Annotated in this window: 26 protein-coding genes; 5 read left to right on the top strand and 21 right to left on the bottom strand. The window is 63.4% G+C overall.

The genetic code is table 11. The features are described from left to right. Positions 1–3: 3 nt before the first annotated feature. Positions 4–636, bottom strand: coding sequence for a zinc ribbon domain-containing protein (locus tag E2L06_RS04855; protein ID WP_138779131.1), 633 nt, complete (start codon positions 634–636; stop codon positions 4–6). A 195-nt stretch (positions 637–831) separates the two neighbouring features. Further along, positions 832–1,101 carry a helix-turn-helix domain-containing protein gene (locus tag E2L06_RS04850; RefSeq protein ID WP_008009614.1) on the bottom strand — a complete coding sequence of 90 codons (270 nt, stop codon included), beginning with the start codon at positions 1,099–1,101 and terminating at the stop codon, positions 832–834. A 126-nt stretch (positions 1,102–1,227) separates the two neighbouring features. Between E2L06_RS04850 and E2L06_RS04845 the strand changes: the two genes are divergently transcribed. Further along, positions 1,228–2,445: a proteasome-activating nucleotidase gene (locus E2L06_RS04845; protein WP_092928852.1), complete on the top strand. Its 1,218-nt coding sequence runs from the start codon at positions 1,228–1,230 to the stop codon at positions 2,443–2,445. A 105-nt stretch (positions 2,446–2,550) separates the two neighbouring features. On the opposite strand, the gene E2L06_RS21730 is transcribed toward E2L06_RS04845, so the two are convergent. The 5 genes from E2L06_RS21730 to E2L06_RS04825 all read right to left on the bottom strand — a co-directional run bounded on the left by E2L06_RS21730 (position 2,551) and on the right by E2L06_RS04825 (position 5,418). Further along, a complete protein-coding gene (locus tag E2L06_RS21730) occupies positions 2,551–2,688 on the bottom strand; it encodes a hypothetical protein (RefSeq protein ID WP_171052312.1) in 138 nt (45 codons plus the stop codon). A gap of 80 nt (positions 2,689–2,768) precedes the next feature. Continuing rightward, positions 2,769–2,990: a hypothetical protein gene (locus E2L06_RS22340; RefSeq protein ID WP_138779129.1), complete on the bottom strand. Its 222-nt coding sequence runs from the start codon at positions 2,988–2,990 to the stop codon at positions 2,769–2,771. A 108-nt stretch (positions 2,991–3,098) separates the two neighbouring features. After that, positions 3,099–3,362, bottom strand: a complete 264-nt coding sequence (locus tag E2L06_RS04835; protein WP_138779127.1) for a lipoyl domain-containing protein — start codon at positions 3,360–3,362, stop codon at positions 3,099–3,101. Then, positions 3,359–4,405 (bottom strand): alpha-ketoacid dehydrogenase subunit beta, encoded by a 1,047-nt coding sequence (locus E2L06_RS04830; protein ID WP_138779125.1) that lies wholly within the window; start codon positions 4,403–4,405, stop codon positions 3,359–3,361. Before E2L06_RS04830 ends, E2L06_RS04835 begins: the two co-directional genes overlap by 4 nt. Continuing rightward, positions 4,405–5,418, bottom strand: a complete 1,014-nt coding sequence (locus E2L06_RS04825; protein ID WP_138782503.1) for a thiamine pyrophosphate-dependent dehydrogenase E1 component subunit alpha — start codon at positions 5,416–5,418, stop codon at positions 4,405–4,407. Before E2L06_RS04825 ends, E2L06_RS04830 begins: the two co-directional genes overlap by 1 nt. Positions 5,419–5,558: 140 nt before the next feature. Between E2L06_RS04825 and E2L06_RS04820 the strand changes: the two genes are divergently transcribed. After that, a complete protein-coding gene (locus E2L06_RS04820; RefSeq protein ID WP_138779118.1) occupies positions 5,559–6,113 on the top strand; it encodes a GMP synthase subunit A in 555 nt (184 codons plus the stop codon). A gap of 423 nt (positions 6,114–6,536) precedes the next feature. Here the strand turns inward: E2L06_RS04820 and E2L06_RS04815 are convergent, their stop codons facing one another. After that, positions 6,537–7,502, bottom strand: coding sequence for an alpha/beta fold hydrolase (locus tag E2L06_RS04815; protein WP_138779116.1), 966 nt, complete (start codon positions 7,500–7,502; stop codon positions 6,537–6,539). Between the two features lies 1 nt (position 7,503). Next, positions 7,504–7,932 carry a hypothetical protein gene (locus tag E2L06_RS04810; protein WP_138779114.1) on the bottom strand — a complete coding sequence of 143 codons (429 nt, stop codon included), beginning with the start codon at positions 7,930–7,932 and terminating at the stop codon, positions 7,504–7,506. Positions 7,933–8,122: 190 nt separating this feature from the next. Between E2L06_RS04810 and E2L06_RS04805 the strand changes: the two genes are divergently transcribed. Both E2L06_RS04805 and E2L06_RS04800 read left to right on the top strand, forming a co-directional pair. Next, positions 8,123–8,629, top strand: coding sequence for an LUD domain-containing protein (locus E2L06_RS04805; RefSeq protein WP_138779112.1), 507 nt, complete (start codon positions 8,123–8,125; stop codon positions 8,627–8,629). 1 nt (position 8,630) lies between these two features. After that, positions 8,631–10,907, top strand: a complete 2,277-nt coding sequence (locus E2L06_RS04800) for an LUD domain-containing protein (RefSeq protein ID WP_138779110.1) — start codon at positions 8,631–8,633, stop codon at positions 10,905–10,907. 172 nt (positions 10,908–11,079) lie between these two features. Here E2L06_RS04800 and E2L06_RS04795 read toward each other — a convergent pair whose 3' ends face one another. The 7 genes from E2L06_RS04795 to E2L06_RS04765 form a co-directional block, all read right to left on the bottom strand. Then, the gene (locus E2L06_RS04795; protein WP_138779108.1) at positions 11,080–11,334 is read right to left on the bottom strand and encodes a DUF3194 domain-containing protein; all 255 of its coding nucleotides are present in this window, start codon (positions 11,332–11,334) and stop codon (positions 11,080–11,082) included. Continuing rightward, a complete protein-coding gene (locus E2L06_RS04790; protein ID WP_138779106.1) occupies positions 11,335–11,730 on the bottom strand; it encodes a prefoldin subunit beta in 396 nt (131 codons plus the stop codon). Positions 11,731–11,819: 89 nt separating this feature from the next. Next, a complete protein-coding gene (locus tag E2L06_RS04785) occupies positions 11,820–12,368 on the bottom strand; it encodes a DUF2243 domain-containing protein (protein ID WP_138779104.1) in 549 nt (182 codons plus the stop codon). Positions 12,369–12,435: 67 nt separating this feature from the next. Next, on the bottom strand, positions 12,436–12,705 hold the full coding sequence (locus tag E2L06_RS04780) for a KEOPS complex subunit Pcc1 (protein ID WP_138779102.1): 270 nt from the start codon (positions 12,703–12,705) through the stop codon (positions 12,436–12,438). Between the two features lie 9 nt (positions 12,706–12,714). Beyond that, positions 12,715–12,849 (bottom strand): DNA-directed RNA polymerase subunit P, encoded by a 135-nt coding sequence (locus E2L06_RS04775; RefSeq protein WP_006181151.1) that lies wholly within the window; start codon positions 12,847–12,849, stop codon positions 12,715–12,717. 19 nt (positions 12,850–12,868) lie between these two features. Then, positions 12,869–13,132, bottom strand: coding sequence for a hypothetical protein (locus E2L06_RS04770; protein WP_008009665.1), 264 nt, complete (start codon positions 13,130–13,132; stop codon positions 12,869–12,871). A 74-nt stretch (positions 13,133–13,206) separates the two neighbouring features. Then, complete coding sequence (locus tag E2L06_RS04765) at positions 13,207–13,413, bottom strand: hypothetical protein (RefSeq protein ID WP_138779100.1); 207 nt, start codon at positions 13,411–13,413, stop codon at positions 13,207–13,209. Between the two features lie 233 nt (positions 13,414–13,646). On the opposite strand from E2L06_RS04765, the gene E2L06_RS04760 reads away from it, so the two are divergent. Beyond that, complete coding sequence (locus tag E2L06_RS04760; protein ID WP_138779098.1) at positions 13,647–17,384, top strand: CARDB domain-containing protein; 3,738 nt, start codon at positions 13,647–13,649, stop codon at positions 17,382–17,384. Positions 17,385–17,456: 72 nt separating this feature from the next. On the opposite strand, the gene E2L06_RS04755 is transcribed toward E2L06_RS04760, so the two are convergent. The 5 genes from E2L06_RS04755 to truD form a co-directional block, all read right to left on the bottom strand. Continuing rightward, the gene (locus E2L06_RS04755) at positions 17,457–18,215 is read right to left on the bottom strand and encodes a DUF2103 domain-containing protein (RefSeq protein ID WP_138779096.1); all 759 of its coding nucleotides are present in this window, start codon (positions 18,213–18,215) and stop codon (positions 17,457–17,459) included. A 61-nt stretch (positions 18,216–18,276) separates the two neighbouring features. After that, on the bottom strand, positions 18,277–19,113 hold the full coding sequence (surE, locus tag E2L06_RS04750; RefSeq protein WP_138779094.1) for a 5'/3'-nucleotidase SurE: 837 nt from the start codon (positions 19,111–19,113) through the stop codon (positions 18,277–18,279). 62 nt (positions 19,114–19,175) lie between these two features. Next, positions 19,176–19,607 carry a zinc ribbon domain-containing protein gene (locus E2L06_RS04745; protein WP_138779092.1) on the bottom strand — a complete coding sequence of 144 codons (432 nt, stop codon included), beginning with the start codon at positions 19,605–19,607 and terminating at the stop codon, positions 19,176–19,178. Between the two features lie 69 nt (positions 19,608–19,676). Further along, positions 19,677–19,973, bottom strand: coding sequence for a hypothetical protein (locus E2L06_RS04740; RefSeq protein WP_138779090.1), 297 nt, complete (start codon positions 19,971–19,973; stop codon positions 19,677–19,679). A gap of 76 nt (positions 19,974–20,049) precedes the next feature. Then, entirely contained in the window at positions 20,050–21,402 is a 1,353-nt protein-coding gene (gene truD / locus E2L06_RS04735; protein ID WP_138779088.1) for a tRNA pseudouridine(13) synthase TruD, read from the bottom strand. Positions 21,403–21,429 lie beyond the last annotated feature (27 nt).

Raw genomic sequence — 21,429 nt, 5'->3', positions numbered from 1 at the left:
CCGTCAGCCGGAGTGAGACGTCTCGTCGCGGGTCTCGGCCGGCACGAACCGCGAGGCGATCCAGCCGATTGCGGCGGCGATACCTGCGGGAATCGCAACGAGAAGCAACAATCCAAAGAAGGCACCAACGGGTCCCCCGGACCCGCCGTCGACAGTGACGCCGGGCCCGAACGCGATTAGGGGAACTGACACCAAGACGAGAGAGACGGCGTAGCAGGTCTTCGCGATCGCCTCCTGGACGGTCCGACAGCGGACGAGATAGCCGGTCGCACCGAGCCACACGACGGGACCGAGAAAAAGGACCCAGCCGCTCTCGGTGACGATCAACAACACGAGGGTTTCGACGACGCCGACGACGAGTCCACCAGCGATGCCGACAAGAGCAGTAAGCGCGTTGTCAATGAGTCCGTCCGGATCCAGCAGTCGCTCCGAGTCGTCATCAGCGAACGCATCAGTCTCTCCGCGAGTAGCAAACGAGTCGGCATCCGTATCGGCAGCGGACCGACGCTCGGTCGCATGGTCGGCGGTCGTCGATTCCGTGGGGAGATCCGCCCAGCAGTGCATGCAGTACGTCGCCGTCTGCCCGACGGGTTCCCCACACTCCGGACAATGCGGATCGAGGGAACCCTCACTCATCGCTACGACCCGGTCGAACGAGTCTCGTGGCAGTCGCGGTCATCGGTCGATCGTTTTCGGAGACAAGACACTGCCCACTATTAACATGTTCGTGCGACAAGCGGCGGAGAAGACGCGTTCGACGCGCGAAGCGGTACCAAGAGAAACGTCGGTGATCTCCGTCAACGAGCAACAGCGACGAACTCGAGAGGCCGATCAGGCGTCGATGTCGAGACTGTAGAGACGCTTGCGGGCGTCCGAGAACGAAAAGCGCGAATCGACGACGTTCTTCTCGTCGAGTCGGTTGAGCGCGTACCGAACCGTCCGGGACGGCAGCAGCGTCTCGTCGGCGATCTGCTGTTGGGTCATCGTATCGTTATATTCGAGAACTTTCGCGACGAGTTTCGCGCTCGGCGGGAGCTCGCGAACGTCGTCCCACGTTCCCCGCTCGCTGGTCTCCTGTTGGAGGGGCTCTGAAGCACTCATCTTACTCCACCATTCCGAATACGGGGTAATAATATTTTCTATTCCACATAATGCTTATCAGTAATACAACGCAGTTGAGTGAACCTACCCGAAGCCTCTTAAGAACCAACACCCAAAGGACGGGTGATGAGCGACACTGTGGACGACGTCGACCTCCCATATGATGAGGACGAGGCGTCCCAACAGGAGAAAATCCAGGCGCTCGAGGAACGGCTGGAGATCCTCGAGGCGCAAAACGAGGAGATGCGTGACAAGCTCCTCGACGCCAACGCCGAGAACAACAAGTACCAGCAGAAACTCGAGCGGCTCACACACGAGAACAAGAAACTCAAGCAGTCCCCGCTGTTCGTCGCCACCGTCCAGGAGATCACGGACGAAGGCGTCATCATCAAACAACACGGGAACAACCAGGAGGCGCTGACCGAAGTTACCGACGAGATGCGCGCCGATCTCGAGCCTGACGCACGGGTAGCGGTCAATAACTCGCTGTCTATCGTCAAGCCGCTCTCGAGCGAGACCGACGTGCGCGCTCGCGTGATGGAAGTCACCGAGAGCCCGGACGTCAGCTACGAGGACATCGGCGGACTCGAAGAGCAGATGCAAGAGGTCCGCGAGACCGTCGAGATGCCCCTCGAGAAGCCCGAGATGTTCGACGATGTCGGGATCGACCCGCCGAGCGGCGTCTTGCTCTACGGACCGCCGGGGACCGGGAAGACGATGCTCGCCAAAGCCGTGGCCAACCAGACCGACGCTACCTTCATCAAGATGGCTGGCTCGGAACTGGTCCACAAATTCATCGGCGAGGGTGCAAAGCTCGTCCGCGACCTCTTCGACGTCGCCCGCGAGCACGAGCCCGCCGTTATCTTCATCGACGAGATCGACGCCATCGCCGCCAAACGGACGGAGTCCAAGACCTCCGGCGACGCCGAGGTCCAGCGGACGATGATGCAACTCCTCTCCGAGATGGACGGCTTCGAGGAACGTGGCGAGATCCGCATCATCGCTGCCACCAACCGCTTCGATATGCTCGACCGGGCCATCCTCCGTCCCGGCCGGTTCGACCGCCTCATCGAAGTGCCAAAGCCCAACCAGGAGGGCCGCGAGATCATCTTCGAGATCCACACGCGCGGGATGAACGTCGCCGACGATGTCGACTTCGCCGAACTGGCCGAAGAGGCCGAGGAAGCCTCCGGTGCCGACATCAAGGCCGTCTGTACCGAAGCCGGTATGTTCGCCATCCGCGACGACCGCACCGAGATCCGGATGGAAGACTTCCGTAGCGCCTGGGACAAGGTGCAAGCCGAATCCGAGGACACCGAGGACGTCTCGAAAACCTTCGCCTGAATACGCTCTCGAGGTCGACGGCGATCTTTCTCTTCGCTTTTGGTTCGCTCGAGTCACCGCTCTCGTCGACAGGGCTGCCGTCAGAAATGGAGACCGGGGCCGTCGTTACAGTGCGGCGAAAACGAGCCACGGCACGATGAACATAGCCAGCGTCAGCACTGCGAGGATCAACACGTATCCGATACCCGTTCCTGCTGCGGCCAGCCACGCCGGATGCTCGAATTCACTGCGATCGACTGCCATATCAACGCTATCCGGTGACGATCGCATAAGCGTACCGGAACACCGACTCGAGCATCGTCGTTCTCTGCGGGTCTAGTCCGCTAGCGGTAGACGTTCTGATACCGATCACGATACTCCCTGAGGGCGAGTCGCGCTCTGCGCCGCGAAGTGAATCCGAAGCCGACGGCATCGCAGTGCTTGTCGTCACATTCCCAGCGAAACGTATCGGAATCGGGATCGCGCGTCACCGACGCGTCCGTCTCGCACCGCGGACAGGTCCACCCCCACCGGATATCGCCTGCGTCCACACTCGGACGGTCCATCTGGATCTACGCCGGAGTTGTAGTAGGCACGGAAAAGCCTCCGCCTCGACAGATTGCGACTTTAAGTGGGGGCGGACCAGCACCCACACTCGGTCGGACGCGCAACGGCTATGCCGGCCGAATCCAGGCGAGCTGCTCGCCCTGCTCGAACTCCTCGTCTTCCCCGATCGCAACCTCCTCGAGCGTGCCGGTCACCGGTGCCGGCACGTCGGCGCTTACCTTCTCGACCTGAAACTCACAGATCGCGTTACCCTCCTCGACACGACTGCCCTCGGCTGCGAACCAGTTGACGACGACACCGACGTCCTCGTCCGCGTCGTCGGGCCAGTGATCGGCCGTCTCGACGGCGATGCGGTCATCGGTCCCGCTCATTCGTCCCCTCGAACGGCACGAACGGCAGTCGCGATATCGTCCGTCCCCGGAACGACCTCGTCTTCCATCGGTCGCGCGTACGGGATCGGCACGTCCGGAAGGGCGACCCGCTCGACGGCCTCGAGATCGTCGAGTCCGGCCTCGGCCACGCTCGCGATGATCTCGCCGGTGACGCCGTACGAGCGGTAGTCCTCGTCGACGACGACCAGATGACCGGTCTTGGCGACGGAGTCGCGGATGGTCTCGGTGTCGAGGGGCACGAGCGTCCGGAGGTCGACGACCTCGACATCGATTCCGTCGTCGGCGAGGTCTGCAGCGGCCTCGAGCGCGCGGTGGACGTGCAATCCGAGGGTGACGACGGTTACGTCCGCGCCCTCGCGTTTGACGTCAGCATTGCCGAATGGAATCGTGTAGTCGTCCTCGGGAACCCCGGTCTTCGGGCCGTCCGGTGCCGGCAGCCAGCCGATCCCCATCAGCCGCTTGTGGAACATGTAGACGACCGGGTCGTCGTCGCGGATGGCGTTGTGCATCAACCCCTTCGCGTCGTAGGCGGTCGAGGGCACGACGACTTTCATCCCCGGGAGATGTGCGAACGTCCCGTAGAGGGTCTGGGAGTGCTGGGCGGCGTCGTTGTACGTCCCACCTACGGCGGCGGTAAGCACCATCGGGACGTTCACCGAGCCGCCGCTCATGTAGGTGTTTTTGGCCATCTGGTTGTAGATCTGATCCATCGCGACGCCGAAGAAGTCGACGAACATCAGCTCGGCAATTGGGCGCATCCCCTCCTGAGCTGCACCGACGGCGGCGCCGAGGTATGCGGTCTCGCTGATCGGCACGTCCATGATGCGGTCGCGGCCGAATTCATCCAACAGCCCCTCGGTGCTGTCGAAGATACCGCCGTAGTCCGCGACGTCTTCGCCCATGTAGAAGACCTCGTCGTCCTCGCGCATCTCGTGGGCGATCGCCTCGACCATCGCTCGGCTCATCGTCAACGACCGGTCTGCCTGCTGTCCGCTCGCGTCGTCTTCCTCTTGTTGTGCCATCAGTCGTCACCTCCCGTGTCCGCAGCCGACGGCTCGCTGTCTGTCACGCCCGAGGGTGGATTCACGAACACGTCCTCGTAGGCGTCGTCCGGATCTGGTTCGGGCTGGTCTTTCGCCCACTCGATCGCCTCCTCGACGCGGTCGTGAGCTCGCGAGCGCAGATCGTCGATCGTCTCGTCGTCGACGCCGTGGGCCCGAAGGCCCGCCTCAAGTCGCTCGATCGAATCCCGTTGCTCGGCGGCGTCTTTGTCCTCGTCGGGGCGATACGCTTCGGGATCGCCCATGAAGTGACCCATGCGCCGATGCACCTGTACCTCGAGCAGCGTCGGCCCGTTTCCGTCGCGAGCGCGTCCGACGGCTTCTCTGGCGGCGTCGTAGACGGCGACGGCGTCGTCAGCGTCCACGCGGGCGCCGTGAAGGCCGAACCCGTCGGCGCGCTGGGCACCGTTCTCGACGTCGGTGACGCGCGCTTTAGGCATACTGATGGCCCAGTCGTTGTCCTCGACGACGAAGACGACGGGGAGATTCTGGACGCTTGCGAGGTTGAGCGACTCCAAGAACGCGCCCTGATCGATCGCGCCCTCGCCGAGGAACGCGACCGCGACGCTGTCGGTGTTCCGTTGCTTTGCGGCTAAACCGGCACCGACCGCCGGCGGACAGCCTTCGGCGATGATGCCGCTACACGCGAACTTGACGTCGGGATCGAACAGGTGCATATGCCCTCCCTTTCCGCCACTCAGCCCGCTTTCGCGACCGAAGATCTCGGCGGTCATCCGCTTCAAGTCGACGCCCTTCGCAATAGCGATGTGGTGTGGCCGGTGCGGTGCCGTGACCGTATCGTCATCTCGGAGATGTTGGCAGACCCCCGCGCCGGAGGCTTCATGACCTGCGGCGAGGTGCAACTCTCCCGGGATTGGCCCGGCGGAGATGTCGAACGCGGGCTGTTTGCCCGCCATGTACTCCTTCTGGAGTCGTTCCTCGTACTGGCGCGCCGTTACCATGTTCTCGTACATCTCTTGTAACTCGTTAACAGCCACCATGATTCCTGTAGACGTAACGGAACGGATCAACAAATAGCTATGCCGAGTGGGAGGAGTCATCGAAAGCGCACGTTTCGGACCGTTTTTACCGGGTGACCCGCTACGGACACCCAATGACGAAAATCGTCGTGGTGGACAATCACGGACAGTTCACCCACCTCGAGCGCCGGGCGCTTCGCGACCTCGGCGTCGACACGGAACTGATCGACAACGACACGCCTCCAGAAGAGGTCGATGCCGACGGCGTCGTCCTCTCCGGTGGTCCCGACATGGATCGGATCGGAAAGTCGACCGAGTATCTCGAGGCGGACATGCCGGTGCTTGGCATCTGTCTGGGGATGCAACTAATCGCCGAGGAACTCGGCGGGCAGGTCGGGAGCGGCGAGTACGGCGGCTATGCCGACGTGTCGGTCGACATCGTCGACGAAAACGATCCCCTGACCGGATCGCTGCATCCCGAAACCCGTGTCTGGGCGAGCCACGCCGACGAGGTCACAGAACTGCCCGATGGGTTCGAACTGACGGCGAAAAGCGACGTCTGTGACGTCGAGGCAATGAGCGACACCGATCGGGATATCTATGGCGTCCAGTGGCACCCGGAAGTCGCTCACACCGAGGAAGGTGACGAAATCTTCGAGAACTTCCTGTCGATCTGCGAATCCCAGTAATCTCGCGGCTACTCTCGCGCTGTGGAATACATCTCGGACGAAAACTGCGTTCGTATCGCGATCCGATCGTCTTTGAACGGTCAGTAAGAGCGCATCAGGTCTGCCAAGCGAGCGAGAGTGTCGTATCGGATTCGATCCAGGCCGCATCGTTTGTTGTGTCGAAGATACGAACAGTACCATCGTTCGTCTCTTTTGCGGCACATCGGGCGGGTTCGGACGGTGCTTCCGACATAGTAGGTTGGCGTCGGATGAGAACTAGCCACACACCATATAGGTCTTGTGTCTTGCCGACGGTCCACAAGCGGAACACGATGGTCGACGAGCGAAACCTGAAACCGGATGAAAACCGAGCGAAATCGTGTCGGGACTCGGCCGAGAGTCGCTCAACCGGCAACCCGCGACGACTCGGCGACGATCCAGCGACTATTCGGCCGGTTTCTCGCGCGCGGGACCCCGTTGGTGGAGTTCGATTCCGACATCGTCCGGCTCGAGGACGTCTGGCAGTTCCTCGTCTCGGTCACCGGTGATATCGGCGAGGATCTCCCGAATGTAGGCGTTGAACAATTCCGGATGCTCGCTCATCGGGAAGTGACCGATTTCGGCGAGTTCGATCGCTGTTGCTCCCTCACCAACTCCCTCGGCAGTCTGGCGGCCGTCCTCTGGCGTGGTCAGGTAGTCGTACTCGCCGTTGGCGATATAGAGGGGACACTCATCGGCGTTGACCTGATCGAGCTTGTCGCGGTAGTCGTGATCGACGGAGTAGTAGTAGAGATCGCCCTTGAATACTCCCGTTGCACCCTGTTCGTAGAGGTACATCGTCTCGCGGCAGGTCTGTTCGGGACTCTGAGGTGCCATCAGCCCCCAACACGAGTAGGCATTGACTTCGGTCGTGTTCACCTCAGGATGGTCGAGCCAGTCGATGTAGAACCCCGGGCTATGCGCACCACATTCGAGGCCGATCAGCGCTCGGAATCGCTCGGGATACCAGTCGGCTAACTCGAGCGCGATGTTGCCGCCCATGCTCGAGCCCATATAGATAGGGTCCTCGAGTTCGAGGGCGTCGGCAAGGTTGACGAGCGTCTCGGTAAACTTCTCGGCGGTCATCGTGTAATCGTCGGTCCACCACTTCTGGGTCGTCGGCGGCACCGACTTTCCGTGATAGGGCAGGTCGTGGGCGATGACGCGGAACTCCTCGGTGATTTGCTCGTCAGTCAGGAGATGGCGCCATTCCTGACAGTTGTTGCCGGCCGTATGCTGACAGAGGAGCGGAATGCCGTCCTCAGGACCGTTCTCCTCGAAATAGATCCGATGGTTGACGCCCTCGACCTCCGTGTGGACGTACGACCCACTGATCGGTTCGACATCACCTGGCTGGTAGGTCGTCGACATGTTAGCTCCCTCCGTCGTTGTGTGCGACCCGCATCAGATCGAGCGTTCGCTGGAACGCGCGGAGATGCTGGAAGATCTTCTTGTTGTTACCGGTCAACTGGAGGTGGCCGTCCTCGTTGCGAACCGCGGTCCGATAGTGCGACGCGATGATTTCGTGGTTGAACGCGGGTGGTGTCTCCTGGACGAACTCCTCCCAGGCTTCGCGGTCGCCCTCGACGCCGAACGACCACTGGTTGTTCATCGTCGGATTCGGCACGAGTTGGGCGATCTCGCCGCCGTCCATCTCGAGAAGGACGCGCTCGTCACCGATTCCGACGTAGAAATTCTCGGAAAATTTGTTGTGTCCACGTACCTTCATCTCCGGATCGTTGTTGACGGTCTCTTTATACGACTCCCACCACTCGTGGGTGCCGAGTTCTGTATCGTTCATCGAAACCACACGGCACGTTCGCCGAACGACCGGAAGTAGCTCACACAATAGTACCCGATAGCTCGAGCGTGAATACAACGTCAAATATCAATAGACGACTCGTTGGACTCTATCACACGGCTATGTCAGTCGCGGCCAGCGGCCCAATCGACCGTCAGTGTCTTCAGCGTCCGCTTGGATATGAGTACTGATGACAGTCGACACTGTCGGCCGCTTCGAACGCGCACTCGAGGGACTCGAGGTGGGGTTCGAGCGCGTTCTGGCCGCCGATGCGAGCAAGCGGATCGAAACGATCGTCGAGGAGCCAGCCGTCGGCGCGCCGCTGCCGTTCGAAGGCGTCACGCTCCCCGAATCGGTAACGACAGAGCCGACGAGTGCCGACCTCGAGGCCGCCCCGACGGGCGTGACGCCGGTCGGCTTCGCGATCGCGGAGTATGGTACCGTCGCCGTCGAGTCGACGGTCGATGGCGTGGAACCGATCAGTCTCTATTCGGATCGCCACGTCGCGGTCGTCGCAGAAAGCGATGTGGTCCCGGATCTGAGTGCCGGATTCGACCGTCTCGAATCGACGTTCGAGCGGGGGCGGGACAGCGTCGTCTTCGCGACCGGCCGGAGCGCGACCGCCGATATGGGCGATCTCGTCCACGGCGTCCACGGCCCCGGTGACGTCGACGTGATCGTCCTGGAGGACCGCTAAGATGGCCCAGCGAACCCGATCGCAGCAGGCCGACCACATCCGTCACCTGCTCGAGACCGAAGGCGATGCCGTCCACGCGAAAGCCAGTTCGTTCGACGACCAACGGGGTGACGCGTACGCTGCGGCTGACAACCTCGAAGCGCTGCGAACCGAAGCGCGGGCGATCAAGGAAGATGCTATCGATCAGCTTCCCGATTTGATCGACACCGTCAGGGACGCGGTCGAGGCCAACGGCGGCACTGTCTACGTTGCCGACGATGCAGCGGACGCGAACGCGTACGTCGCCGATGTCGTCGACGCCCAGACCGAGGAACACGGGATCGCCGGCGACGGGGACACGCCGTCGGTCGTCAAATCGAAGTCCATGACGACCGAGGAGATCGACCTCAACGACGCGCTCGCGGCCGCGGGAATCGAGGTTACCGAGACCGACCTCGGCGAGTGGGTCCTCCAAGTTGCCGACGACACGCCCTCGCATATCGTCGGCCCGGCGATGCACCTCGAGCGGTCGGAGATCGCCGAACTGTTCAACGAGCGGTTCGATCCCGACGAGCCGTTCGAGACCGCCGAAGAGTTGACACGGTTCGCCCGCGACTATCTCGCCGACCACATTCAGGAGGCCGATGTGGGGATCACCGGCGCAAACTTCGTCGTCGCCGACAGCGGGACGATCACCCTCGTCACGAACGAGGGCAACGCGCGCAAGTGTGCGGTCACGCCCGACACCCACGTCGCGATCGCGGGCGTCGAAAAGCTGATCCCGACGCTTGTAGACCTCGAGCCGTTCGTCGATCTCATCGCCAAGAGCGCGACGGGCCAGTCGATCGCACAGTACGTGACGATGCTCTCGCCGCCGACCGACTCGCCGACGCTGGACTTCGACGACCCCGAGGAGCCGATTACGGCCGGCGACGCAGGGAAGGCAGACCGGGACTTCCACCTCGTCTTGCTGGACAACGGCCGGATGGACATGCGCGAGGACGACCAACTCCGAGAAACGCTGTACTGTATTCGGTGTGGGGCCTGCTCGAACTCGTGTGCGAACTTCCAGTCCGTCGGCGGCCACGGCTTCGGTGGCGAGACTTACTCGGGCGGGATCGCAACCGGCTGGGAGACCGGCGTCCATGGCCAGGAGTCGGCCGCCGAGTTCAACGACCTCTGTACCGGCTGCTCGCGCTGTGTCGACGCCTGTCCGGTCAAGATCGATATCCCGTGGATCAACACCGTCGTCCGGGACCGGATCAACCGCAGCGAGGAGCCGGCAGCCACCGACTTCCTCGTCGACGGCCTCACGCCGGATATGGAGGAGGGTGGCCTCGACCTCGGCAAGCGCTTCTTCGGCAACATCGGCACGGTCGCGAAAGCCGCCAGCGCTACGGCACCCGTTTCGAACTGGCTCGCAGACGCCGACTCCGTCCGCGGGCTGCTCGAGCGCACCCTCGGAATCGACCGCCGCCGTGACCTGCCCGCGTTCCAGCGCGAATCGCTCGTCGACTGGTTCGAGAAGCGAGGTGGGGAAGCCGCCTCGAGTCGACGGGCGTCTCGAGCCAATCAAGCAGATATCGACCGCGAGGTCGTCCTCTATCCCGACGTCTACACGAACTACGTCGACGTCGACCGCGGGAAAGCCGCGGTCCGAACACTCGAGGCGTTGGGCATCCCGGTGCAAGTCCCGGACTTGCCCGAGAGCGGACGCGCGGCGCTTTCCCAGGGGATGGTCGCGACCGCAGACCGGCAGGCAAGCCGGCTCTTTGCTTCGCTAGCGGAGGACCTCGACGCCGGCCGGGATGTCGTCGTCGTCGAGCCCTCCGATCTGGCGGCCATGCACCGCGAGTACGAACGGCTACTGCCTGAACGATCGTTCGAGCGCTTACGCGACAGGAGCTACGAGATCTGTGAGTACGTCTACGGACTGCTCGAGAACGGGGCCGACCCGTCGGCGCTGTCGACCGGCGATGGCGCAGAGCCGATTGCCTATCACTCCCACTGCCAGCAGCGCACGCTCGATCTCGAGGCACCGACGGTCGCCGTCCTCGAGCGGTGTGGCTACGCGCCCGAGACGACGAGCGCCGAGTGTTGTGGGATGGCCGGCTCCTTCGGCTACAAACACGAGTACTACGAGTTGAGTGTCGACGTTGGTCAGCGGCTCGCCGAGCAAATCGACGGCACAAAAACGGTCGTCGCGTCGGGCACCTCGTGTGGCGATCAACTCGAGGGACTGCTCGAGCGCGACGTGCCACATCCGATCGAGTTGCTGGCACCGGGGTATCGGGTGTAGCGGTCGTCGGCACATCCGTTCGAGTGATTCGTGGTACTCACCGGTTCGTCGCTTCGTACCGGCGTTCACCGGAACACAGCCACGCCGCTCACACGTCGATCACCGGCGTAGCACCGGCTAGTCACTCTCAAAGAGACCGAAAGAAGCTGTTCGGAACGCGAGATCGCGTCCGTTATGCCTCGAACAGTTCGTCGACCGCTTGCCGAGCCGCGAGCGCGGCATCGTCGGCAACCTGTTCGGGGTCGGCCTCGGCGTCGCCCTCGGGCACGTTGAGGTAGACGTCGACCTTGAGGACGCCGTCTTCGAACGTCACGGTGACGTCGAGATCGCGAACGGCCGACTGTTTGTACTGCGAGAAGACGTAGCCTTCCGCAGCGTCCGACGCCGTCTGGACGACGTCGTCGGCCGTCGGCTCGTCAGTCGGCATTTATGCGCCGCCAGCGCCGGGACCGCCTGCCGGGCTCGGACCGCCGCCCATGCCGCCACCGAGCAGTTCTTCGAGCTCGTCCTGCAGGCCCTCGAACTGGTCCTGGACGCGCTCTTCTTGCTTCTCGAGGGTCTCGACGCGGAGTTCGAGCGAGTCGACCTTCTCCTCGAGGTCTTCTTCTGCCTGGTCGTAGTCGGTCTCGACGAGCAGCTCGCCGACGCTGCGGTACATGGTCGTCTCCTCGTCGATGTTCTCGAGTTCGTCGAGGGCGTTCTGGGCCTCGGTGAGACCGGTTTCAGCTTCCTGCTTCTGGACAGCCACTTGCTGTGCCGTCTCCTGCAGGTCCTGTAGCTGTTCGATTTTCTCCTGTGCTTCCGGCGGCAGGTTTCCTTGCATACCTCGACCGTCGCCCTCCGGACTGATAAAGCCAAGCTTTGTGGTTCGTCCGGGTCGGCATCCGACCGGCTTTCGACTCCCGACCGGACTCATTCCGATCCGCTGCCGTCCGTCGCAACCGCGTCCGTTCCGCCCGCCGGCGTCGCAGCGCTATCGGTTCGGATCGTGAGGTAGCCACCGACGAGGAACACCGTTCCCCAGAGCAGGAAGGCGACATCCCAAAGGACGATCGGGCCGGGGCCGGCGGGCCAGACGTGGTGAATCTCGAGCAGGTGATGGTTCACGACTCCCTCGACGAGGTTGAACACGCCCCAACCCATGATCACCGCGCCGAACAGCGTCCGGCCGGATTTCGGCACCGGTCGAAATCGCCACGCACGCGAGAACAGGACGAGCCCGATGATCGTGAAGGTGTACGTGCCGAGGTGAAAGAGCCCGTCAGCTACCACGTTCAATCGCAGGTTCGTCGCGACGCTCGCATCCGGATGGGACGATAGCATGTGATGGAACTGGAGGAGCTGGTGGAACACGATCCCGTCGAAGAACCCGCCGATCCCCACTCCGAGCGCGAAACCGGCGACCACGAGGGGCTTGGCGTCGGCGTCGAGGCCGAGCCATGTCGCAGGCTGTTCCGTCATATGGGTGGTTCGAAAGCGAGGATAAAGACCGCGCGGCCTGCCGGCACAGGTCTCCAACGGGCCGTCCCTACTGGTCGGACTCGAGGATGCCCACACCGGCGTCGGCAGTCCGCTCGGCGACGTCGATCAGCGAGAACCAGGTATTGAGTGCGGCCCGCAGAGCGATCACGTCGTCGGCGTCGATCTCGATGTAAACGCGAGGGCCGTCCCGTTCGATGGTCGTCCGCGAGCGATCGTCGTCGATTTCGCCGATCTCGCGGGCGACGCTGTCGACGACGAGTTCGGCACGCGCGGCGCTCTCGTAGTCGAACTCGAGGGTCGCGTCGTGAGAAGACACGCTGACGCGTTACTGGACGTCGACTTCCTTGACGTCGCGGCTGCGTTCTTTCAGGAGCACGCGGTGGCCGCAGTAGGGACAGCGGACGCCGCCGTACTCGTCGAGCTGGACGTCGCGTTTACAGCGAGAGCATTTGTAACTCATACTGGACCTGAAGAGGGTGTTATTCGTCGTCCTCGGCGAGCGCAGCGCGGATGGAGCGCTGGACGGTGCGGCCGGCGGGGGTCTCCGGGCGGTAGGCACCGCCGGTGAAGACTTCGCCGGTCTCTTCGTTCTTCCAGATGCCAGTGCCGACGCGGGTGACGTCGTCGCCGTCGACTTCGGCGTTCTGCATGTCGTCTTCGATCTCGCTGACGCGACGTCGTGCGACGCGGCCGTAGCGGGCACCGAAGCGGCCAGCGCTACCGACCTGTCCTTTCTTGGCCATAGTAGTGCTCTCTATCGCCAGCGGATTCTTAAACCTGTTGAGTCGCGTCGGTTCGTGGATGCGATCGGCTCCGATCACGACCCACTGAGCCGCTCGGCGACTGGCCACGCCAGCAGTTCCAGGAAGACAACCGCGAGTGCAGCGAGATAGCCGGCGACCGCAAGCGGCGTGGTGAACAGTCCCGATCCGATACCCGGTACCGCAAGTACTGTGCGAACGGCGAGGCCACTGACCGCCACCAGCGGGATGAGTGTGAGGACAGCGTCCGGTCGCTCGAGCATGGCTAATTATATCTAATTACAGCCATCCCGTTAAGGCTCGGACAACCAGCAGTAACTGACACTTCCATCGGGTACTGACAGTATTCGCGCTTACCGATACTGTGCATGACACAGCTCTTCGAGATTCGCTGGCGGCACCTATCCACCTGTTTCAGCGTCTAGTTACCGATGAAGAATGACGATCAAGCAAACGGTGACAACGTATTATGCGTTCGGTCGTGGACAGCGTACCCATGCGGCGACGACGCTATCTCGCCGCCGGGGGCGGTCTGGCGGCGACGCTTACGGGGAGTGTGGAAGCGATCGAACGAGAGGTCGCGAGGCGGAGGCGTGCCGTTCAGGACGACGGCGTCACCGAGATTCGAATCGTCGAGACGAACGCGCCCGTCGAGGGTGGATCGCTGCTCGAGGTGAGCGTGGCAGTCGAAAATACAGGCACGACGGCAGTGCGGGCAACAATCGAGAGTTTTTACGAAGACGAACAGCGATCGACCGTTGAAACGACGGTTGGTCCCGGTGAAACGGAGACGATCGACTACTTCAGTTATCGCACCTATCCAGTCAGCCAGGACGAGACAGTCACGGTCCGGTTTGAGACCGACGACGATACGGCCGAACGCACCGTCGACGTCCTCGCCGTCGAGGAATTGGACACCGCACAGCAATCACCGGACCCGGAGCTGACGGTACAGCCAGGGACGGCGGTGCTCTTCGAGGTCGAATCCGACGCGCTCGGGGAGTACGGTGGACGAACACAGTGGTTCGTCGATGGCGAGTATGTCGGTTGGTCGATGGGACCCTGGTTTAGCACGTACTACGGCCATCGGGGAGCCGACTACTGGCAGACGACGTTCGACTCGGCAGGCACCTACGAGGTCGCTGCTGCCGTCGGCGACGACGAGCCCCGCCGAGCGACGTGGACGATCACCGTGGCGGAAACCGGGACCGCCGCGCCGACCATCGAGGGCAAGCGGCCGGCCGACGAGTCACTCGCGGTGACCACCGACGAATCGATCGAGCTCGAGCTGGATGTCGCACACCCCGACGGCGCGCTCGACCGCGTCGTCTGGTGGCTCGGCCACGCGGACGTCGTCCTCGATGAGACAGCGGTGAGCGGGAGCGAAGACACCGCGACGCTCACGCTCGAGAGCGGCTGCCATGGGTGTCCGATCATCGCCTGGGTGATCAGTGAGAACGGAACGATCACGTCCGAACGGCCGTGGGTGATCGCCGACGTCGGCGAAACCGATGCAGACCTGGCCGTGTCGATCCTCGAGACGAACGATCCCGTCGACGCCGGCGAGGTGCTCGAGGTCACGGTGACGGTCGAGAACACGACCGACACCGAAATAACACAGGACGTCGATCTGATCGTCGGCCACGATCCCGAACTCGTCGACAGCCAGTCGGTGACCGTCGGCGGGGGCGAGTCCGAAACGATCGGTCTTGAGTTCGAAACGGCAGTCGTCAGGCGAACCCAGACGTTCCCCGCGCGGGTCGAAACCGAAGACAGCGCCGATGAACGGACGGTCGAGGTGATCGGCACCGAGGATATCGGACTGGACGTGACGATCGTAGAGACCAATGCACCGGTCCAGACGGGCGAGTTTCTCGAGGTGACCGCCGAGTTCGAGAACAGCCACACCACGGGACTTACGCGAGAGGTGCAGTTGATCGTCGGTCACGATCCGACGGTGGTCGATACGGCAGTGGTCTCGCTCGAGTCTGGCGAATCCGAGACGGTCACGATGGGGTACGAGACCGCAGTCATCAGGAATGCTCAAGAGTTCCCGGCCCGGATCGAAACCGAGAGTGATTCGGACGAGGTTCCTGTCTTCGTCTACGTCGACGAGCCGCCGCTGGCAGTGACGAACATCGAGACGAACGATCCGGTCACGACCGGCGATGTCCTCGAGGTGACCGCAACACTCGAGAACACTGCCGAGTCGGAGACGACCCAGGAAATCGAACTGATCGTCGGTCACGATCCCGAACTCGTCGATTCCCAGTCGGTGACGGTCGCCGGCGGCGAGACCGAGACGGTCGGTCTCGAATTCGAAACGGCGCTCGTCCGGCGAACTCAGACGTTTCCCGTACGGGTCGAAAGCGACGACGACGCGGCCGTCCGCGACGTCGAGGTGATCGGCACAGACGATGTCGATGTAACCGTGACGATCACCAGGACGAACGATCCCGTCGACGCTGGCGACGTACTCGAGGTGACCGCCGAAGTCGAGAACGCGAGCGAGGTCACCGTGACGCAGGATCTCGAGTTCGTTGTCGGTCACGATCCAACCGTCGTGGATAGCACGTCGAGACGGCTCGAACCGGGTGCCCGCGAGAGGGTCACGATGGCGTTCGAAACGGCACTCGTGGAAAACGACCAGGAGTTCCCGGTTCGTGTCGAGAGCGCCGTTGCCTCGGACGAACGGACGGTCCTCGTCTACGGCACCGACGACAGGGACATCGAGATCGAGTTCGTCGACTGCACGCAGGCAACCGTCTCCGGAACGTTCGAAGACGGCGACGACCTGACTGTCGAGACGCTCTTCGTCGACCCGGCGGGCGTCGGCAACGCCCATCCGGGGATCACGATCGGCGACGCGATCGATGCCCCGTTTTCCGGGACGATTCGGCTCCAGATCAGCGATAACGAGGGGGTCCTCGAGCGGACCGACGACGAGGTCGTCGTCGGACTCAGAGACGACGGCTTCGGCTCGACTATCGGGACCGTCTTCGTCAATTGGTTCGAATCGGATGAGCGCCGCGAAAGCAACCCAAACGACTGCATCGACGAACGCCGGCCCGAGCGGCCGACGATCGCACTCGAGGACGTCACGCCCGCGGAAGACGACAGCTACACAGTCACGTTCGGCTACGAGAACCCGAACGATCTCGAACTCTTTGGCGGCGCGTTCGTCGCGGGAACAACTGGGGACGAACCGCCCGCACTCGAACCCGGAACCCACACGTTCACCGTCGAGTGGACGCCCGAAACCGACGACGAGCGACTCGTCTGGGAGACCGACCTCGAGCACTACCTCTACGACGAGACGCTCCGGGCCGAGACGGAGCCAGCCGGTGAGTATCGAGATCCGGCGCCCGCGTTTTCGGTCGCCATCCTCGAGACGACAGAGCCCGTAGTGGCCGGTGAGACACTTGAAGTGACGGTCGAGGTCGAAAACGTCGGAGACGCCACTGGTTCTCAGGAACTCGCGCTCGCGGTCGACGAGCAGGTCGTCGACACCGCGCAGGTCAATCTCGAGGAAGGTGCGCTCGAAACGGTGACGCTGTCGTATCAGACTCGACCCGAGGACGTCGGCGAACTCGCGGTCACCGTTCGCAGCGAGGACGACGAGGCGACGGCGCAGGTGACCGTCGAGGAACCAGCCGAGCCAGCGACGTTCGAAGTGACAACTGTGAATTCGACCGATCCGGTCGAAGTCGGAGCCATACTCGAGGTGACCGCCGAAGTGACGAACGTCGGCACCGAAGCTGGCGAGACTGACGTGTACCTGGATATCGACCAGCAACAGGGCGTCGACACCCAACCTGTGTCACTCGCTGCCGACGAGACGGGATCAGTCACGCTGACGCATGCGACGACCCAGACGGATGTCGGCGACCGAACCGCAACCGTGCGCACCGACGATGACGCTGCGTCGATCCAGTTCACGGTGACTGAACCCGAAACGGCTGGCGAATCGCCCGACAGCACTCCCGACGAGCAACCGGAAGAGTCTGACTCGCCCGAGGAACCAGAACCACCGGAAGAGCCAGACAGTCCCCAGGAACCAGGACCACCGGAAGAGCCAGCCACTCCCGAAGAATCAGAGCCACCGGAGGAACCTGTCCCCTCCGAGGAACCGGAATCGCCCGACTCATCCGGAGACGAACAGACAGAAGACTCCCCGGCGGAGCCGGTTGACGAGCAGCCGGATGATCAACCAGTCGAACCGGTTGACGACTAGCTACCGCCGCGATCGGCGGCGCTCGAGCGGCCGGCTCACCGACGGCGACCAGCCGCACGCCCATTGTTAGCGCTACTGAAACTCCGCTTCAGCGAGCACGTCGTTCAAATCCGCCCGAATTCGCTCGCCCATCTCACGATCTCGAGCGGTCGTCACGACGCGGTTTTCTTGGACGCTCGAGCCGTCCCGAAGCAACATTCGAACGTTGCCGCCGTCGTCGGCGCGAGTGACCTTCGCGCGCATACCCGACTGAGAGCCCTTGCCGCCGGCGTCGATGGGGCCCGGAATGACCTTCTTGACGTGGGGGTGGCCCGCGACGGCGTGGATCGCCTCCATACCCGTCCGGCCGCCGATAAGCGTCGTGTGGCTGCCGCCGATCTTCTCGGCCGGCGGCGTCTCGACGACGTCGAGTGCGCGATTGCCGCGGCGCTCGAGGACGGCCTGCACTGGATCGTCGTCGTCGACGCGGTAGAACGGATGGTGGAGGTCCTCGCGCACGGCACGAATTACCGTCCGCGTGCCGCCGGCGTAGACTTCCTCGGGGCGCTTCCGACGGATCTCGTCGCCGATCAGTCCAGCGAAGTTTCGGAGTTCGATCGGCTCGTTCTCGCCGTCTTCCGGCGTCGTCGTGATCGTCGTCTCGCCGAGGACTTGCTCGTCGAGATCTGCCGACCCGTCGCGCTCGCGCGGCTCGTCCTCACCCGCGAGCATCGTGATGGTCGCTCTGTCGCGTGCCGCCTCGAGGACGATCGCCTCGGTGTTGGCGTCCCGGCAGACCAGACAGTAGTCGCCAGGTTTCTCGAGCGGCGATGCACAGTGGCGACACTCCATAATGGCGTCTTGACACTCCCCGTGTAAAACAGCCGTGTTTTTTCGGCCGGCTACCGTGGTGCTAGAACAGGTGCTCTATGATGGTCCGAACGGCCTCGGTATCAACGACCTCGTAGGGGATGCGAAGCGGCGAGATCGAAATCTGATCGGCGAGCACGGCGTGGCGGTCGGTGTCCTCGGGATCGGGGATGTCCCGGTTTGCCATTTGTTGCCAGAGTTTGTTCGTGAGCTGGAAGCCGCCGTCCTCGACTGTCGCATCCATCTCGTAGATTTGAGTCGGTCGCGTAATCGCATAGCCGTTCGGCTCGCGATCCGGCCGGGGAACGTTGACGTTCAGGTAGTCGACGCGGTCGAACAGGCCGGTTCCGGGCGCACCGCCGACGATCGTGGCGGTGATTTCGGCCGCCCGGTCGAAGGCCGCCGGCTCGAGCTCCCCGTCGTAGCCGAGCGTATCCATCGAGACGGCGATCGACGGCGTCTCGAGAAAAGCCGCCTCCATCGCGGCGCTGACCGTCCCCGACCGGGAAAGGACGTAGGCACCCAGGTTCGCCCCCGAGTTGCAGCCCGAGACGACGATGTCGGGTTCGGGATCTAAGGCGTTGACGCCGACGATGGCACAATCACAGGGGGTGCCGTCGACCGCGTAGCCGAGTTCGTGGTCGGTGTGGGGCACCGGTGAGGTAAAGGAATCCGCTTCCAGATCCAGCGAAAGATCGTCGGGCGACGAGCGCGTCCGGCCATACGAGAGCGAGCGACCGACGGCACTACGGTTCCGGTCGGGCGCGACGACGGTGACCGTGCCGACCGCCTGGAGGGCGTCGTACAGCGCCCGGATCCCGGGTGCGTCGATCCCGTCGTCGTTCGTCAGGAGAATGTGGGGGGCAGAATCCAGCTCCATTGCCGTATACACCGTCTAGCGGTCGACGTACCTATCAGTTTGGTTCGTCGGTGCGGCGTCCGCTACGAGGCCATATCGTCCGTATCCGCAAGTTTCGCCCCGCAGGCCGGGCAGTACCGCGAGCCGTCGGTGACGACTGCCTCACAGTCGGGACAGGAGATCGTGCTGGTCGGGTCGGGGCTGCTCTCGAGGGCCTCACCACAGGATTGGCAGTAGTCGTCGGTCGCCGACACAGCGGCCCCACAGGACGGACAGGCGTCGCCGTCCTCCCAGAGCACACGACGCCGTGAGTTCGAAACGTAGTTGTACGCGGCCCAGACGACGTTTCCAACCCCCAAAGAGAACCAGAACGTCAGCAGCGCGACGACGATGTGCGAGCCGACCGAGCCGAATTCACGGTCGACCATCACGACGCGGTCGGGCGTCTCCTCTTCGATTCGCCAGCCCTGCGCGACGAGGTCGTCGATCTCCTGTTGGACGCGTTTGCTACGCATGGGTGTCCGTTGGACACGAACGAGCAAAAGGCTGTCAGCGGCCCTATACGCGCTCGACGACAGTCGATCTTACCATGGCAGGTATCGCCGGAGACGAGCCAGCGTCGACGGCTCGTGGCGGACGCGTAGCGTGGTCCCGTCGGCCTCGCAGGCTGCCTCCGTCGCGGGAATTCGCTCGCCGTCCGGCAGCAGAAACGACTGCTCGCCGGCCGGTACCGTCCCGCCGCTGCTCGCGCCAAAGAGCGGCTTCGATCGCCCCGTCGGCTCCGGAACCGGCTCGCTGTACTCGATTTCGTACACCGGTTGCCCGTCTACGGTCGTCTTCTGCCAATCGACGATCTCGCGGGTCTCGTCCGTGCCGATCATGTGCGAGCCTACTCGTGCCACCGTCTAAACGCTTCGGCGACCGTCTCGAGATGTGTCGCTGCCGGGTACAACAGCGTTAGCCGAGGTGGACCGGATCGACTTTCAAGTACTCCCGGGAGACGACCGTCGCGTACGACCCCTTCGGGAGCGCAAACGAGAGGGTCAGCAGGTCGGTCTCGAGCGACAGGTCCGTCCGCAGGAGGATCGCCCGCCGGGTGCCGGTCGAGTGGAACTCACCGGGGAGGTCGAAGTCCGCCGGCTCGAGGTCCAATTCGTCGAGGACAGCGCGTTCGATCTCACCCTGTTCGCCGTCGGCCAACTCCGTCTCGGTGCCGACCAGCGGCGCGGTGACGAACGCGCGGCCGCGCTCGCAGTGGCGCGTCACCGAGTCGACGCGGCGCTCGTCGACGCGCTGGAGCCGGTCGGGGTCGGGCAACTCGAGGCCCTCGGGCGCGTCGGTGTCAGAAAAGCAGACAACGTCACCGTCGATAGGGCGATCGAACGGCAGGCCGCGCTCGAGCCGCTTGGAGAGCATCAGGTTGAACGCGTATGACTGGGCTGCGTGGACGAACAGCCGCTGGAGGTTCGAGGGCACGCGCTCGAGAGCGGCTCGGAACTCGTCGGGACCGGGCTCGCCGTCGTGTTCTGCGAGCGCGTGGATCATCGAGCGTTCGTATCGGAGGCGGTTGGGAACGCGCTCGAGTGCTTCCTGCCAGTCGCGCGTTTCCTCGACGAAGGCTCTGGCTTCCTGGGTCGACTCCGGTTCTGCGTCCGTCGGGTTCCCGAGATAGGCCATCACCGCACCTTCCCAGTCGCCACGGGCGATCGCGAGGCCGACCTCGTGGGTAACCGGCCGGCGGCTGCCAAAGCGCTGCTGACCGAAGAAATTCGGGACGCCGATCGAAGTCGCGTCGTCGTTTTCTTGACCCTCGAGCCCACCGAATTCGTGCAGTTCGTCGGTGATCGCCACGGCGTTGTCGGGGCGGTCGGGGTCGCTGACGACGAGTTCGAAGGCGTTGCCCGCGAGGTCGCCGAACTCGAGGTTCCGTCCCGCACGGCCCAGCACTTCGATGTCCGCGCCGTCGATCTCGGGGACGTCTTCGGGGTCAGCCCCGTAGACCGAGAACAGCTGTGTCGTCACGGCGTACTTGTCTTTCGTTCCGGCCCAGTTGACGCGTTCACGGGAAACCCCGAGCGCGTCAGAGAGTCGCGACGCGAAGTCGTTGGTATCCCAGCCCTGCAGCGTCGCCCGGAAGACGAGATGCGGGTAGGCGTCCATTGAGGCGTCGACGGGTTCGGTGTCGAAGCGCTCGAGTTCGCGCACCCGGAAATGTTCGTCGTCCTCGCGAAGGCGGCCGCCGACGCCGTCAGTTTCAGAGACGTAGTGTTCCATACCGACGGCCTGCTCGATGGGGTGGGCTGGGCGCATGCTGGTTGCCGGGGCTTGGCGTGCGGA

Source organism: Haloterrigena sp. H1, assembly GCF_005938085.1.
Taxonomy (GTDB): Archaea; Halobacteriota; Halobacteria; order Halobacteriales; family Natrialbaceae; genus Natrinema.
Note: the sequence above shows the minus strand (reverse complement) of the source record. Positions and strands in the feature narration are given on the sequence as shown.